15 protein-coding genes are annotated in these 15150 nt (G+C 71.3%); 12 read left to right on the forward strand and 3 right to left on the reverse strand.

Annotated features, from left to right (window positions below; translation table 11 throughout):
- The coding region (locus tag CCN39_RS19415) for an aldehyde dehydrogenase family protein (protein WP_143264081.1) at window positions 1-289 on the reverse strand (289 nt) is incomplete at its 3' end.
- 91 nt (window positions 290-380) lie between these two features.
- Here CCN39_RS19415 and CCN39_RS19420 point away from each other — a divergent pair.
- Window positions 381-1637 carry an aspartate aminotransferase family protein gene (locus tag CCN39_RS19420; RefSeq protein WP_086843945.1) on the forward strand — a complete coding sequence of 419 codons (1257 nt, stop codon included), beginning with the start codon at window positions 381-383 and terminating at the stop codon, window positions 1635-1637.
- A 2-nt stretch (window positions 1638-1639) separates the two neighbouring features.
- Complete coding sequence (locus CCN39_RS19425) at window positions 1640-2137, forward strand: DUF3830 family protein (RefSeq protein ID WP_013229621.1); 498 nt, start codon at window positions 1640-1642, stop codon at window positions 2135-2137.
- Between the two features lie 39 nt (window positions 2138-2176).
- On the opposite strand, the gene CCN39_RS19430 is transcribed toward CCN39_RS19425, so the two are convergent.
- A complete protein-coding gene (locus CCN39_RS19430; protein WP_086843984.1) occupies window positions 2177-2989 on the reverse strand; it encodes an aldo/keto reductase in 813 nt (270 codons plus the stop codon).
- Window positions 2990-3201: 212 nt separating this feature from the next.
- Here CCN39_RS19430 and CCN39_RS19435 point away from each other — a divergent pair, with 212 nt between their 5' ends.
- From CCN39_RS19435 to CCN39_RS19465, 7 genes are all read left to right on the forward strand, one after another.
- Complete coding sequence (locus tag CCN39_RS19435) at window positions 3202-3573, forward strand: hypothetical protein (RefSeq protein ID WP_086843946.1); 372 nt, start codon at window positions 3202-3204, stop codon at window positions 3571-3573.
- 5 nt (window positions 3574-3578) lie between these two features.
- Window positions 3579-4055 (forward strand): roadblock/LC7 domain-containing protein, encoded by a 477-nt coding sequence (locus tag CCN39_RS19440; protein ID WP_086843948.1) that lies wholly within the window; start codon window positions 3579-3581, stop codon window positions 4053-4055.
- A 108-nt stretch (window positions 4056-4163) separates the two neighbouring features.
- On the forward strand, window positions 4164-5549 hold the full coding sequence (locus tag CCN39_RS19445; RefSeq protein ID WP_086843949.1) for an FAD-binding oxidoreductase: 1386 nt from the start codon (window positions 4164-4166) through the stop codon (window positions 5547-5549).
- Window positions 5546-7108 carry an acetolactate synthase large subunit gene (locus CCN39_RS19450; protein WP_086843951.1) on the forward strand — a complete coding sequence of 521 codons (1563 nt, stop codon included), beginning with the start codon at window positions 5546-5548 and terminating at the stop codon, window positions 7106-7108. The genes CCN39_RS19445 and CCN39_RS19450 overlap by 4 nt, the downstream gene beginning before the upstream one ends.
- A 44-nt stretch (window positions 7109-7152) precedes the next feature.
- A complete protein-coding gene (locus CCN39_RS19455) occupies window positions 7153-7956 on the forward strand; it encodes an SAM-dependent methyltransferase (protein ID WP_086843953.1) in 804 nt (267 codons plus the stop codon).
- Window positions 7956-8759: an SAM-dependent methyltransferase gene (locus tag CCN39_RS19460; RefSeq protein ID WP_086843955.1), complete on the forward strand. Its 804-nt coding sequence runs from the start codon at window positions 7956-7958 to the stop codon at window positions 8757-8759. Before CCN39_RS19455 ends, CCN39_RS19460 begins: the two co-directional genes overlap by 1 nt.
- 134 nt (window positions 8760-8893) lie before the next feature.
- Window positions 8894-9700 carry an SAM-dependent methyltransferase gene (locus tag CCN39_RS19465; protein WP_086843957.1) on the forward strand — a complete coding sequence of 269 codons (807 nt, stop codon included), beginning with the start codon at window positions 8894-8896 and terminating at the stop codon, window positions 9698-9700.
- Here the strand turns inward: CCN39_RS19465 and CCN39_RS19470 are convergent.
- Window positions 9697-11094, reverse strand: coding sequence for an MFS transporter (locus CCN39_RS19470; RefSeq protein WP_434781115.1), 1398 nt, complete (start codon window positions 11092-11094; stop codon window positions 9697-9699). The two genes, CCN39_RS19465 and CCN39_RS19470, sit on opposite strands and share 4 nt — an antisense overlap.
- A gap of 135 nt (window positions 11095-11229) precedes the next feature.
- Between CCN39_RS19470 and CCN39_RS19475 the strand changes: the two genes are divergently transcribed.
- From CCN39_RS19475 to CCN39_RS19485, 3 genes are all read left to right on the forward strand, one after another.
- The gene (locus tag CCN39_RS19475; protein ID WP_086843962.1) at window positions 11230-12297 is read left to right on the forward strand and encodes a sensor histidine kinase; all 1068 of its coding nucleotides are present in this window, start codon (window positions 11230-11232) and stop codon (window positions 12295-12297) included.
- A gap of 7 nt (window positions 12298-12304) precedes the next feature.
- On the forward strand, window positions 12305-12970 hold the full coding sequence (locus tag CCN39_RS19480) for a response regulator (protein WP_086843964.1): 666 nt from the start codon (window positions 12305-12307) through the stop codon (window positions 12968-12970).
- Between the two features lie 114 nt (window positions 12971-13084).
- Complete coding sequence (locus tag CCN39_RS19485) at window positions 13085-15136, forward strand: MMPL family transporter (RefSeq protein WP_086843967.1); 2052 nt, start codon at window positions 13085-13087, stop codon at window positions 15134-15136.
- Window positions 15137-15150 lie beyond the last annotated feature (14 nt).

Genomic DNA, 15150 nt, shown 5'->3' on the forward strand with positions numbered 1-15150 from the left:
GCAGCGCCAGTTCTTCCTGGCGCTGCATCAGCAGCTCGTAGGCCCGGCGCAGGATCTCGCCGCGCTCGCGGGGCGCCATCTTCGCGAAATCGGCCTGCGCCGCGACGGCGGCGTCCAGGGCCGCGAGGCCGTCCGACGGCGAGGCGTCGGCGACCTGGCACAGCTCCTTGCCGGTGGCCGGGTCGACCACCGGGAAGGTCTTCCCGTCCTGGGCGGCGACCCACTTGCCGCCGATGAACAGTTCCTTGCCGACCGCCTCGACGACGCCGGACTCGGTGCTCGCGCTCATCCCGACTTGCTCCTCACGTGTTGTCCCCAGGGCCATGCTATGGATATTGTCAACAATCGACAACCCGCTCAGACCGATCGAGGAGCACGCTGTGGCCCAGCTCTCTCCGCTGCTCAAGCAGGCAACGCCCGTCGTGGTCGACCACGGTGAAGGGGTTTACCTCTACGACGTCGAGGGCAAACGCCACCTCGACTTCACCGCCGGCATCGGCGTCACGAGCACCGGGCACTGCCACCCCCACGTCGTGCGGGCCGCGCAGGAGCAGATCGGCAAGCTCGTCCACGGCCAGTACACGACGGTCATGCACAAGCCGCTCCTCGAGCTGACCGAGCGCCTCGGCGGTGTCCTGCCGCGCGGACTCGACTCGCTCTTCTACGCGAACTCCGGCAGCGAAGCCGTCGAAGCGGCGTTGCGGCTTTCGCGGCAGGCCACGAAACGCCCGAACGTCATCGTCTTCCAGGGCGGCTTCCACGGCCGGACCGTCGCCGCCGCGAGCATGACGACGTCCGGGACGCGGTTCAGCGCCGGCATCGGCCCGCTGATGGCGGGCGTGCACATCGCGCCGTTCCCGTACGCCTACCACTACGGCTGGGACGAGCAGACGGCGACGAAGTTCGCGTTGCGCGAGCTGGACTACCTGTTCCAGACGGTCAGCGCGCCGAACGAGACCGCCGCGATGTTCGTCGAGCCGGTCCTGGGCGAGGGCGGGTACGTCCCGGCGAACAGCGAGTTCATGGCCGGCCTCCGCGAACGCGCCGACCGGCACGGCATCCTGCTCGTCGTCGACGAGATCCAGACCGGCTTCGGCCGCACCGGGAAGTTCTGGGGCCACGACCACTTCGACGTCTCCCCCGACATCGTCCTCATCGCGAAGGGCCTGGCGAGCGGCTTCCCGCTGTCCGGCATCGCCGCTTCGCAGGAGCTGATGGCGAAGGCGTTCCCGGGCTCGCAGGGCGGGACGTACGGCGGCAACGCCGTTTCGTGCGCCGCGGCGATCGCGACGCTCGAAGTCATCCAGCAGGAGAACCTGGTCGAGAACGCCGCCGAGCGCGGCCGCCAGCTCCTGGAAGGCGCGCGGGTGATCGCGGACAAGACGCCGTCGATCGGCGAGGTGCGCGGGCTCGGGCTGCTGGTCGGCTCGGAGTTCACCACCGCCGACGGCGAGCCGGACGCCGCCACCGCGGCCGCCGCCCAGCAGACGGCGGCGAAGAACGGGCTGCTGCTGCTCACCTGCGGGCCGTACATGAACGTCGTCCGCATGGTGCCGCCGCTCGTCGTCAACGCCGAGCAGGTCGACGACGCGCTGCGCATCTGGGGCGACGTCGTCGCCTCCGTCACGGGGAGCTGAGCATGGCCCGGTACATCACGATCACCCTCGACAAGCGCGGCGTCTCCTGCCGCGCCCGGCTGCTCGACGACGAGGCCCCGCGGACCTGCAAGGCGGTCTGGGACGCGTTGCCGCAGAGCGGATCCGCCTACCACGCGAAGTACGCGCGCAACGAGGTCTACACACTCGTGCCGCCGTTCGCGGAACCCAAGCCGGGCCGGGAGAACCCGACGATCACGCCGATTCCCGGCGACGTCGTGTACTTCGGTTTCGAGGCTTGGGAAATCGGCAACCCGGCGTACGGCTACGACGAAGACAGCGAAGCGCACAGCGACCAGGGCGCGACCGACCTGGCGATCTTCTACGGCCGCAACAACCTGCTGATCAACGGCGACGCGGGCTGGGTGCCCGGCAACGTGTTCGCCACGATCGAGGAGGGCCTGGCCGAGATGGCGGCGGCCGCGCAGGACCTGTGGCTGCGGGGGGTCGAGGGCGAGACGCTCTCGTTCGCGCGCGCCTGAACCCCGGCCCGGCCGCGGATGTCCCGCGGCCGGGCGGGTTCAGCCCAGCCGCGCGAAGTCCTCGTCGGAGAGCGTCACCTCGGCCGCGGCGCAGTTTTCTTCCAGGTGCGCGATCGAGGACGTCCCCGGGATCGGGATCACCACCGGCGACCGGCGCAGCAGCCAGGCCAGGGACACCTGGGCGGGGGTCGCGCCGGCCTCGGCCGCGACCTTGCCCAGCACACCGCCCGCCGCGGCGTGGTCACCTCGGGCGATCGGGAGCCACGGGACGAAGGCGATTCCCGCGCGCTCGCAGTGGTCGAGCACGTCCTCGGACGCGCGGTCGGTCAGGTTGTAGCGGTTCTGGACGCTCGCGATCGGCGCGATCGCCTGTGCCTCGGTCAACTGCGCGACGGTGACTTCGGACAGCCCGATCCGGGCGACCTTGCCCTCGTCCCGCAGCCGGGCGAGCGCACCGATCTGGTCGGCGAGCGGCACCTGCGGATCGATCCGGTGCAGCTGCAACAGGTCCAGGCAGTCGACGCGCAGCCGCCGCAACGAAAGTTCCGCCTGCTGCCGGAGGTATTCGGGCCGGCCGAGCGGGACCCACTCGCCGCGGCTCGGGCGGGCGTGCCCGCACTTCGTCGCGACGAGCAGCCCCGGGTACGGGTGGAGCGCGTCGGCGAGCAGTTTCTCGTTCAGGCCGAGGTCGTACGCGTCGGCGGTGTCGAAGAACGTCACGCCGAGGTCGGCCGCGCGGCGCGCGACGGCAGCGGCGCCGTCCTTCACGTGGTCCCACTCGGTGAGCCGCATCGCGCCGAAACCCAAGCGGTGCACGGAAAGGCCGTCTTCGAAGGTGTACGTCGAGGTCATGCCGGAAGCTTCGCCGCCGGCACCGTCACCCACCAGGGATTTAGTCTCAGCTAAATCCACGAGCTCTACTCTGCGTGCACTGGTAGCGCGAACAGAGCAGCTCGATTACTCCGTTCGGGGATATGCTGCCGCGTCAGGCAACCCTAGGGTGATCGAACCTGACCACTGGGGTCGGCGCGTCGGGGGCGTCAGGACAAGGAGAGACGAGCCACATGAACATCGAAACGGCGTTGAAGGAAGCCCTTTCCATCTCCGGTGCGGTGGGCGCCGCCCTGGTCGACTACGAAAGCGGGATGGCGCTCGGGACGCTGGGCGGCGGCGACTGGCTGGACCTCGACACCGCGGCCGCGGGCAACACCGAGGTCGTCCGGTCGAAGCTGCGCGTGATCTCCGCGCTGCGGCTCAACGACGACATCGAGGACATCCTCATCACCCTCGGCCGCCAGTACCACCTGATCCGCCTGCTGAAGCCGGCCAAGCACGACTCCGCGCTGTTCCTGTACCTCGTCCTCGACCGGGAGCGGGCCAACCTCGCGCTGGCGCGGCACTACCTGAAGAACATCGAAACCGAGCTGGTCGTGTGACGGGGATGCCGGCCGAAGTACCCGGCGCCCCGGTGCCGCTGCCCACGCGCAAGCTCGGCGCGACCCCCGCTTTCCCCGTCCCGCAAGGGATCCGGGAGGCCCATCCCGAAGCCAAGGCCACGGCCAAGGCCCTCGACGAGATCCGCGACAAGGTCGACCGGGCCAACATCACCGGGCTCCTGGTGGCCAGCCGGGACGGCCTGCTGCTGGCCAGCGACACCCGGGAGATCGAAGACGACAGCGTGGCGGCCATGTCCGCCGCCGCGGTCGGACTGGCCACGAGGTTCGTCGGGCAGGCCGGTCTCGGCGAGGCCCGGGGCGCGATGTTCCAGGGCTCGCTCGGCCACGTCTGCGTCTTCCCCGTGCAGGGCCCCATCCTGCTGGTCGTGTTCGCCCGGCCGGACACCACCATGGGGCTGTTCAACGTCGTCGCGAAGCAGGCACTGACCCTCCTCCAGGACGCGCTGACCACGGCGGACTGACCACCGGAGCTCCTCCGCGCAAGAACGTGAAAATCCTTCATGGCGGCGTACCGCCGGTACGTACTACGCTGCGGTAACCACAGCGACGGCGCGGAGGAGAAACTGTCGATGGGCGACGTGGCGGCACGCCTGGCCGAGATCGTCGGCGACGGGAACCTGCTGACGGGCGAGGCGATCTCGGAGGACTACGCGCACGACGAAGCGCTGACGACGGAATCGCAGAAGCCTGCGTACGTCGCGAAGCCGGCAACGGCCGAAGAAGTCGCGGAGCTGCTGAAAGCGGCTTCGGAGTACAACGTCCCCGTGACGGCCCGCGGCTCCGGCAGCGGGCTGTCCGGGGCGGCCCGGCCCAAGGCGGACGGGCTGCTGATCTCCTTCGAGCGGATGAACGCCGTCCTCGAAGTCGACACCGGCAACCACGTCGCCGTCGTCCAGCCCGGCGTGACCCTCGCCGAACTCGACGTCAAGACCGCCGAAGCCGGGCTCGGCTACACCGTCTACCCCGGTGAGCTCAGCGCGAGCGTCGGCGGGAACGTCGGGACCAACGCCGGCGGGATGCGCGCCGTCAAGTACGGCGTCACCCGCAACAACGTGCTCGGGCTGCAGGCCGTGCTGCCGACCGGCGAGATCATCCGGACCGGCGGCAAGACGTCGAAGATCTCCACCGGCTACGACCTCACGCAGCTGATCATCGGCTCCGAGGGCACTCTCGCGCTGGCCACCGAAATCACCGTCAAGCTGTACCCGCGGCTGGCCCACGGCGCCACGGTGCTCGCCCCCTTCGGCGACTTCGGCCAGGTGATGGCGGCCGTCCCGGCGATCGTCTCCAGCGGGCTCGCGCCGCACATCCTCGAGTACATCGACAACCTGACGATGGCGGCGATCGTCTACAACGAGAAGCTCGAACTGGGTGTCCCGGACAAGATCCGCGAAACCAGCGAGGCGTACCTCGTGGTGGCGCTGGAAAACCGCGAGAGCGGCCGCCTGGCGGAGGACGTCGAAACCGTCGGCGAGCTGCTCGGCGAGCTGGGCGCCACCGACGTCTACGTCCTCGAAGGCAACTCCGCCCGCAAGCTCATCGAAGCCCGCGAGAAGGCCTTCTGGACCGCGAAGGCGGCCGGCGCCGACGACGTCATCGACGTCGTCGTGCCGCGGACCGCGATGCCGCAGTTCATCACCAAAGCGCGTGAGCTGGCGATGGCCGCGGGTGGCGGCGCGCTCGGCTGCGGGCACGCCGGCGACGGCAACGTCCACCTCGCCATCTTCTGCAAGGACGCGCCCAAGCGGAAGCAGCTGCTCACCGACATCTTCGCCCACGCCATGGACCTCGGCGGCGCGATCTCCGGCGAGCACGGCCTCGGCCGCACCAAGGCGCACTACCACGCCGAACTCGAAGACCCGGCGAAGATCGAGCTGATGCGCCGGATCAAGCAGAGCTTCGACCCCGCCGGGATCCTCAACCCCGGCGTTCTCTTCCCCGAAGGAACCGCATGAGTGAGCTGAACGGCGCCCAGTCCCTGATCCGCACGCTGGTCGACGCCGGTGTCGAGGTGTGCTTCGCCAACCCCGGCACGTCGGAGATGCACTTCGTCGCCGCGCTCGACAGCGTCCCCGAGATGCGGGGCGTGCTCGCGCTGTTCGAAGGCGTCGTCACCGGTGCCGCCGACGGGTACGCGCGGATCGCCGACAAGCCCGCCGCGACGCTGCTGCACCTGGGCCCCGGCCTGGGCAACGGCCTGGCGAACCTGCACAACGCGCGGCGCGCGCACACGCCGATCGTCAACGTCGTCGGCGACCACGCGACCTACCACAAGCAGTACGACGCGCCGCTGGAGTCGGACATCGAGGCCGTCGCGGGCTCTCTGGAAGGCTGGGTGCGCCGCTCGGAGCACACCAAGGACGTCGGGGCGGACGCCGCCGCCGCGGTCGCCGCCGCGCAGGACGCGCCCGGCCGGGTCGCCACGCTGATCCTGCCCGCGGACGCGTCCTGGGGCGAGGGCGGCGAGACCTGCGCGCCGATCCCGCCGCGCGTTCCGCAGGCCGTGGACGCCACGACCGTCAAGGACGTCGCCGCGGTGTTCGGCACCGGGGAGCCGGTGGCGCTGCTCGTCGGCGGGAGCGCGTGCCGCGAGGAAGGCCTGCGCGCCGCCAGCCGCATCGGTGCCGCGACCGGCGCCAAGGTGTTCGTCGAAACGTTCCCGGCGCGCCTGGAGCGCGGCGCCGGGCTGCCGTCGATCGAACGGCTCGGCTACCTCGCCGAGCAGGTCGCCTACCAGCTCGACGGGATCAAGCACGTCGTCGTCGCGGGCACGAAGGCGCCGGTGTCGTTCTTCGCCTACCCGGGCAAGGCGAGCGACCTGGTGCCCGAAGGCGCCCAGGTGCACACGCTTGCGTCGGTCGGGCAGGACGTCACGCGGGCGCTGAACGAGGTCGCCGGGCTGGTCGCCGCGGACACCGAGCCCGTGCTCGCTCCGGAAGCACGGCCGGCCCTGCCGAGCGGGCCGCTGACCCCGCAGAACTGGGTCGAGGTGATCGGGGCGCTGCTGCCGGACAACGCGATCATCGCCGACGAGGCCAACACGTCCGGCCTGATGCTGCCGATGGCGACGGCCGGCGCGCCGCGCCACGACGTCCTGACGCTGACCGGCGGCGCGATCGGCTACGGCATGCCGGTGGCGACCGGCGCGGCCGTCGCGGCGCCGGACCGGCCGGTGCTGAACCTGCAGTCCGACGGCAGTGCGCTGTACACGATTTCGGCGCTGTGGACGCAGGCGCGGGAGAACCTGAACGTCACGACGGTGCTGCTCAACAACCGCGCGTACGCGATCCTGCGGCTGGAGCTGCAGCGCGTCGGCGCGGCCTCGGGCGGCCCGAAGGCGAACGACCTGCTCGATCTTTCCCGGCCGGACATGGACTTCGTGAAGATCGCGGAGGGCATGGGCGTGCCCGCGACGCGGGCGACCACCGCCGAAGAGCTCGCCGAACAGCTCCAGCGCGCCTTCGCCGAGCCCGGTCCGCACCTCATCGACGCCGCGGTGCCGCCGCTGCTGTAGAACCGGACTATTCTCCCGTCACACCTTCGACCCGGGAGCGGCGGATGAGCGACGACGAACACGCGAAGCGGGGCATCGACCTCGACAGACCGAACGCGGCGCGCGTGTACGACTACATGATCGGCGGCGAGCTGAACTACGCCGTCGACCGGATGTTCGCCGACCGGATCCTGGGTGTGCTGCCGAACGCCAAGCACATGGCGCTGACCAACCGGGCGTGGCTGCGCCGCGCGGCGCGGTTCGCGGCCGAGCAGGGCATCCGGCAGTTCCTGGACATCGGCTCGGGCATGCCGACGGTCGGGCACGTGCACGAGGTCGTCCAGTCGATCGACCCGAAGTCGCGGGTGGTCTACGTCGACAACGAGCCGATCGCCGTCGCGCACAGCGAGATCGTGCTGGAGGGCAACGAGAACGCCGCCATGGTCCAGGCCGACGCCGAGCACCCGGACGAGGTGCTGGAGCACCCGGTCACCGAGGAGCTGCTGGACTTCAGCGAGCCGGTGATGGTGATCATGGCGGCGTTCATCCACTTCATCCCGGACTCGCGGGACCCCGCCGGGCTGATCGGCACCTACCGCGACGTCCTCGCGCCGGGCAGCTACCTCGCGCTGTCGTCGGGCACCTGGGAGGGGCAGGGCGAGGAGTCCCAGCGCTCGGTCGCGCTGTACGAGAAGAGCGGCACGCCCCTGACGCTGCGTTCGCCCGACGAACTGCAGGCGCTGGTGAAGGGCTTCGAGATCCTGCCGCCGGGGATCGTGTTCACGCCCGAATGGCGGCCGGACGGGCCGCTCGAGGACCCGCCGGAGCAGTCGGGCGGCCTCGCGCTGGTGGCCCGCAAGGAGCGCTGATGGTCGACGAGCACGCGCCGCGCGGCATCGACGTCGACAAGCCGAACGCGGCGCGTGTGTACGACTACCTGATCGGCGGCAAGCTCAACTACGCGATCGACCGGGAGTTCGCCGAGCGGGTCCTCCGGGTGCGGCCGGAGTCCAGGGAACTGGCCGTGCTCAACCGGCGGTGGCTGCGCCGCGCGGTGCGGTTCGGCGCCGAGCAGGGCATCCGCCAGTTCCTGGACATCGGCTCGGGCATGCCGACGGTCGGGCACGTGCACGAGGTCGTCCAGTCGATCGACCCCGAGTCGCGGGTGGTCTACGTCGACAACGAGCCGATCGCCATCGCCCACAGCGAGATCGTCCTGCAGGACAACGCCAACGCGGAGATGGTGCAGGCCGACGCGGAGGTCCCGGCCGACGTCCTCGAGCACCCGACGACCGGGCGGCTGCTGGACTTCACCGAGCCGGTGATGGTCGTCATGGCGGCGTTCATCCACTTCGTCCCGGACTCGCGGAACCCGGCCGGCCTGATCGCGGCCTACCGCGACGCACTCGCCCCGGGTAGCTACCTGGCGCTGTCGTCGGGCACGTTCGAAGGACAGGGCGAGCAGGTCCTCCGCGCGGCCGAGCTCTACCGGAAGAGCGGCACGGACGTCGTCCCGCGGTCGAAGGACGAGCTGCGCGCGCTGGTGGACGGCTTCGAGATCCTGCCGCCGGGGATCGTGTTCACGCCGGAGTGGCGGCCGGACGACCCCGCCGAGGTGGGCGAGCACCCGGAGCACGCCAGCCAGCTGGCCCTGGTGGCCCGCAAGAACTGATGCGCCGGCTGTACACCCGAGGCCACCCACCGCGCGCCTCTTCGGCCTGCCGGTCAACGACACCGGTCACCTCGCGGGCTGACCGGGGTGCCCGGCTATTCTCGCGGGCACACCTGACTGCGGGGAGAGCGGCGATGAGCGAAGACGAGCACGCGCGGCGGGGCATCGACCTCGACAAGCCCAACGCCGCGCGCGTGTACGACTACATCCTCGGCGGGCAGCTCAACTACGCCGTCGACCGGATGTTCGCCGAGCAGGTGCTGGCCGCGCAGCCGAACGCGCGCGAGCGGGCGCGGCTCAACCGGCAGTGGCTGCGCCGGGCCATCCGGTTCGGGATGGACCAGGGCATCCGGCAGTTCCTCGACATCGGGTCCGGCATGCCGACCGTCGGGCACGTGCACGAAGTGGCCCAGGCCGTCGACTCCCGGGCTCGGGTCGTCTACGTCGACAACGAGCCGGTCGCCGTCGCGCACAGCGAGATCGTCCTGGAGGACAACGACAACGCGGCCATGGTGCACGCCGACGCCGAGTTCCCCGACGACGTCCTCGAGCACGAGGTCACCGAGATGATGCTGGACCTGGACCAGCCGGTGATGGTGGTGATGGCACTGTTCGTGCACTTCATCCCGGACGAGCGTGACCCGGCCGGGCTGATCGCCGCCTACCGCGACGCGCTCGCGCCCGGCAGCTACCTCGCCCTGTCGTCCGCCACGTACGAGCAGCAGAGCGACGGCACGGCCCGCGCCGTCGCGATGTACCAGAAGAGCGCGAACCCGGTGACGCCGCGCTCGGCCGACGAGCTCCGGGCCTTGGTCGACGGCTTCGAGATCGTCGACCCGGGCATCGTGTTCATCCCCGAGTGGCGGCCGGACAACCCCGCGGAAATGCCGCCCGACCCCGCCGAATGCGGTGGTCTGGCCCTGGTGGCACGCAAGAACTAGGCGGCGACCAGCTCTGGCGCGGTCCGCGTCCGCGGGACCAGCGCCGCGAGCAGCGCACCCGCCAGCGCGGCGGACGCGGCCACCGCGAACGTCGCGCGGAAGCCGAACAGGGACGGCACCGGCAGGCCGCCGACGGTGATCGTCAGCTGGGCCAGCATCGCCGCCATCACCGCGCTGGAGATCGCCGTGCCGACCGAGCGCATCAGGGAGTTCAGGCCGTTCGCCGACGCCGTTTCGGTGACCGGCACCGACCCCATGATCAGCGCGGGCATCGCCGCGTACGCGATGCCGACACCCGCCCCGATGATCACCGACGCCGTGATCAGCTCGAGCGCGTTGTCCATCAGCACGATCGCGAACGCGTACCCGGCGGCGATCACCAGCGCACCGCTCATCAGCGTCGGGCGCGGGCCGAACCGGGCGATGAGCCGCGCGGAAACCGGCGAGAGCAGCATCATCACCAGGCCGTTCGGGGCCAGGGTGAGGCCGGATTCGACCATCGTCTGGCCCAGCCCGTAGCCGGTCGACGCCGGCGCCTGCAGCAGCTGCGGGAACGACAACGCCATGGCGTACAAGGCGAAGCCGACCATGATCGACGCGAGGTTCGTGAACAGCACCGGGCGGCGCGCGGACACCCGCAGGTCGACCAGTGGATCCCGGCGGCGCAGCTGGTAGGCGCCCCAGCCGAGCAGGACGACGACGGCGGCCGCGGCCAACCCGAGCGTCCGCACGCTGGTCCAGCCCCAGGTACCGCCCTTGACCACCGGCAGCAGCAGGCAGAGCAACCCGGCGGCCAGCCCGAACGCGCCGAAGTAGTCGAACGGCGCGGGCGTCCGCAGCGGCGACTCGGGCACGACGGTGAGGATCAGCAGCGCGCAGGCCAGCCCGAGCCCGGCGGCGGTCCAGAAGAGCACGTGCCAGTCGGCGTTCTCGGCCACCACGGCCGCGACCGGCAGCCCGATGGCGCCACCGACCCCGAGCGTCGCGCTCATCAGCGAGATCGCGCCGCCGACGCGTTCGGGCGGCAGTTCGTCGCGCATGATGCTGATGCCGAGCGGGATCACGCCCATCGCGCAGCCCTGCAGCCCCCGGCCGAGGATCTGGAACCCGAGCGCGCTGGTCGTCGCCGACACGACCGAACCGGCGATGAGCAGCCCGAGGCTGACCAGGATCATCCGCCGTTTGCCGTAGAGGTCGCCGAGCCGCCCGCTCACCGGCGTGACGACGGACGCGGCCAGCAGCGTCACGGTGACCACCCAGGACGCGTCGGCCGCCGGGACGTGCAGCAACCGCGGGAAGACCGGGATCAGCGGCACGACCAGCGTCTGCATGAACGACGCGACGAGCCCGCACGAGGCGAGCACCACGACGATCGCCCGGCCGGAACTGGTCACCACCACACCCCCAGTGTGTACTTAGTACGCATCATGCAACTTCATGCACTGTACCTACGGGGTGACGGATTCCCGCATGAGTGGCGGTTTCGTCACAGCCGGAAACCGGTGCCCCGTATCCCTAGACTCCTCTGCATGTCCTGGTTGCGCCGGTTCGCCGTGGAGCTCGCGGTCACCGTGACGGTGCTCGCCGGCTCGCTGTTCGCCGTGCTGTGGGACCGGCCCGAACCCGCGCGCCACGCCGCGGTCGGCTGGACGCTCACCGTCCTCGCCTGCGCCGCCCTCTTCTTCCGGCGGCGGTACCCCCTGACCGTCGCCGGGTGCACGCTCGTCTGCTGCGCCCTCTACTACCCCCTCACCGACCCGGACGGCCTCGTCCTGCTCGCTTTCGCCTACGCCCTCTACAACGCCGCCGCGGCCGGGCGGATCCGCGGGGCCGCGCTGCTCGTCGTCGCCGCGATGGCCGGGGTCACCGCCGGCGAAATCAGCTCGCGGACCGGGCGGCACGTCGACAACTTCGCCTTCTTCCTGATGACCGGGTGGTTCGTGGCCCTGGTCGCCGGCGGCGCCGTCGCGCACTACCGGGCCGAGGCCGAGCGGACCAAGGAGGCCGAGGCCCGGGCGCGCGCCACCGACGAACGCCTGCGCATCGCCCGCGAGCTGCACGACGTCCTCGGCCACCACCTCGCGCTGATCAACGTCCAGGCCGGCGCCGCGCTGCACCGCCGTGATCCCGGGCAGGCCGAGGAAGCGCTCGCGGCCATCAAGGACGCCAGCAAGACCGCACTCCAGGAGTTGCGCACGACGCTCGGCATGCTCCGCCGGACCGGCGGGCCCAGCCTCCAGCGGATCGCGGAGCTGGCCGAATCCGTCGGCGCCTCCGGGCTGACCGTGCGCACCGAGATCGACGGCGTCGCCCGTGACCTGCCGCCGGACGTCGAGCACGCCGCGTTCCGGGTGGTGCAGGAGGCGCTGACGAACGTCGCCAAGCACGCCGGCGCGGAGACCGTCGTCGTCCGGCTCGGCTACGGCGCCGACGAGCTGTCCGTCCAGGTCGACGACGACGGCCGCGGCGGTGCGGCGCCGGCGGGCAACGGCATCCGCGGGATGGCCGAACGCGCGCGGGCCCTCGGCGGCGAGCTGACCGCGGCGCCGCGCGAAGACGGCGGTTACCGCGTGCACGCCCGGCTGCCGGTGCGATGATGGGCCGATGATCCGGGTCCTGCTCGTCGACGACCAGCGGCTCGTCCGCGCCGGCTTCCGGTCCATTTTGGACGGCGAGGACGACATCTCGGTCGTGGCCGAGGCCGCGGACGGGCGCGAGGCGCTGCAGGCCGCGCACGAGCACCACCCCGACGTCGTGCTGATGGACATCCGGATGCCGGTGCTCGACGGCCTCGCCGCCACCCGGCACCTCCTCGCGGACCCGGCCGTGCGGACCAAGGTCGTCATCCTCACGACGTTCGACCTCGACGAAGACGTCTACGGCGCGCTGCGGGCGGGCGCGAGCGGGTTCCTGGTCAAGGACACCGAGCCCGAGGAGCTGATCCACGCCGTGCGCGTGGTCGCCCGCGGCGACGCGCTGCTGGCGCCGTCGATCACCCGGCGGCTGATCGCGGAGTTCGCCGCGCGCGGCACCCGCCCGGCGGCGTCCCCGGCCCTGGACCGGCTCACCGACCGGGAGCGCGAAGTGCTGTCCCTGGTCGCGGCCGGGCTGTCGAACGACGAGATCGCGCGCGAGCTCACGCTCAGCCCGGCGACGGCGAAGACGCACGTCAGCCGCATCATGACCAAGACCGGCACGCACGACCGGGCGCAGCTGGTCGTCCTCGCCTACGAGTCCGGCGCGGTGACGCCGCGGTGGCTGGCGCCCTGACCCGTACTCCCCCGGGTGTACGGGACCGGCCTTAGGGGACACCGCCGGGAGCACGCGAAGTGTCCTCCGCTGCGCGACGCGCGGTAGGGCCCTTCTCGCGAATCCTTGTCCACCATGGACACCATCACTCGTACCACCGGGGGCGGCCTGGCGCGGCTGGCCGGCTGGGCGCAGCGCCACCGGTGGCTCGCCGTCGCGCTCTGGGCGCTCGTCCTCATCGGCGTCACGTTCACCTCGCAGCTGGCCGGCAGCGCCTTCCACGACGACAACTCGTTGCCCGGCACCGAATCCCAGCAGGTCGTGGACCTGCTCGACAACACGGCCCAATCCGGCGCGAGCGCGCAGATCGTGCTGAAGGCCGACGGCGGGCTCGCCGCGAACCGCGCGCCGATCGACACCATGCTGGCCGAAGTCCGGTCCCTGCCGCACGTGCGGTCGGTGACCGAGCCGCTGGAAACGCTCTCGCCCGACGGGCGGATCGGCTACGCCACCGTCACCTTCGACGCGGCTTCGACCGACCTCCCCTACGACGACATCGTCAAGTTCGCCGACACCGCGAAGCGGACCGGCCCGGTCGAGGTCGCGCTCGCCGGGGACCCGATCGAGCGGATCTCCGAAAGCGGCGGCCCGGCGGAGGGCGTCGGCTTGCTCGCCGCGCTGGTCATCCTCGTGTTCCTGTTCCGCTCGCTGCTCGCGGCCGGGCTGCCGGTGATCACCGCGGTGTTCGCCGTCGGCAGCACGCTGGGCGTGATCACGGTCGTCTCGCGCTTCGTCGACATCGCGAGCTACACCGCGCCGCTGATGATGCTGGTCGGGTTCGGTGTCGGCGTCGACTACGCCTTGCTGATCTTTTCCCGCTACCGCACGGAAATCCTCGCCGGTCACGACCGCGACGCGGCCGCCCGCCGCGCCCTCGACACCGCCGGCCGCTCGGTGCTGTTCGCCGGCACGACCGTGATCATCGCGCTGCTCGGCCTCCTCGCGCTCGGGCTCGGCGGGCTGCGCGGGGTCGCGCTGTCCGTCGCGCTCACCGTGCTGATGACGATGCTCGCGTCCGTTACGCTCCTGCCCGCGCTGCTGTCGCTGTTCGGCAAGCGGCTCGAACGCGGGATCCGCCGGCACGCTCTTCGGAAGGAGCACGGCAAGGCGTGGCGACGGCTCGCCGACAGCGTCCAACGCCGTCCGCTGGCTCCGCTGGCCATCGGCTTGATCGTCCTCATCGGACTGTCCATTCCGGCCGCGGGCATGCGGCTCGGGTTCGCCGACGCGAGCACCGACCCGGCCGGCTCCACCACGCGGAAGGCCTACGACCTGCTGGCCGAGGGTTTCGGCCCGGGATTCACCGGACCGCTCGCGATCGTCGCCGAGGACGGTGACACCGGCGCGTTGCAGCAGAAACTCGCGTCCACCCCGGGGATCGCCCGCGCCCTGCCGCCGATGGGCCGGACGGTCCTGGTCTTCCCGACGACGTCACCGCAGGACGAGGCGACCGCCGAGCTGGTGACGCGGCTGCGGACCGACGTCCTCCCGACACTGCCGGGCCACTACCTCGTCGGCGGCTCGGTCGCGGCGGCGACGGACTTCGCCGGCGCCGTGGCGGAGCGGCTGCCGCTGTTCGTGCTGGTCGTCGTCGGGTTGTCCGCGTTGCTGCTCATGGTCGTGTTCCGGTCGATCCTGATCCCGCTCAAGGCGGCGCTGCTGAACCTGCTGAGCATCGGCGCCTCCCTCGGCGTGATGACGCTGGTGTTCGGCGACGGCTGGTTCGGCGCGCAGCCCGGCCCGATCGAGGCGTTCGTACCGGTGATGATCTTCGCGATCGTCTTCGGGCTGTCGATGGACTACGAGGTGTTCCTGGTGTCCCGGATGCACGAGGAGTGGCGGCGCACCGGCGACGCGCAGCTGGCGGTGCGCGAAGGCCTCGCCTCGACGGGCGCGGTGATCACCGCGGCCGGCGCGATCATGGTGCTGGTGTTCGGCGCGTTCCTGCTCGACCCGTCCCGGATGCTGGCCCAGTTCGGCCTCGGCCTGGCGGTCGCGGTCCTGCTGGACGCACTGGTGATCCGCTGCCTGGTCGTCCCGGCGATCATGCGCCTGCTCGGGGCGAAAGCCTGGTGGCTGCCGCGGTGGCTGGATCGGCGTCTGCCGCACTTCGCATTGGAGCCGTGACACGCCAAGGGCCG

Source organism: Amycolatopsis kentuckyensis (assembly GCF_002155975.1).
In the GTDB taxonomy this organism is placed as follows: Bacteria; Actinomycetota; Actinomycetes; order Mycobacteriales; family Pseudonocardiaceae; genus Amycolatopsis; species Amycolatopsis kentuckyensis.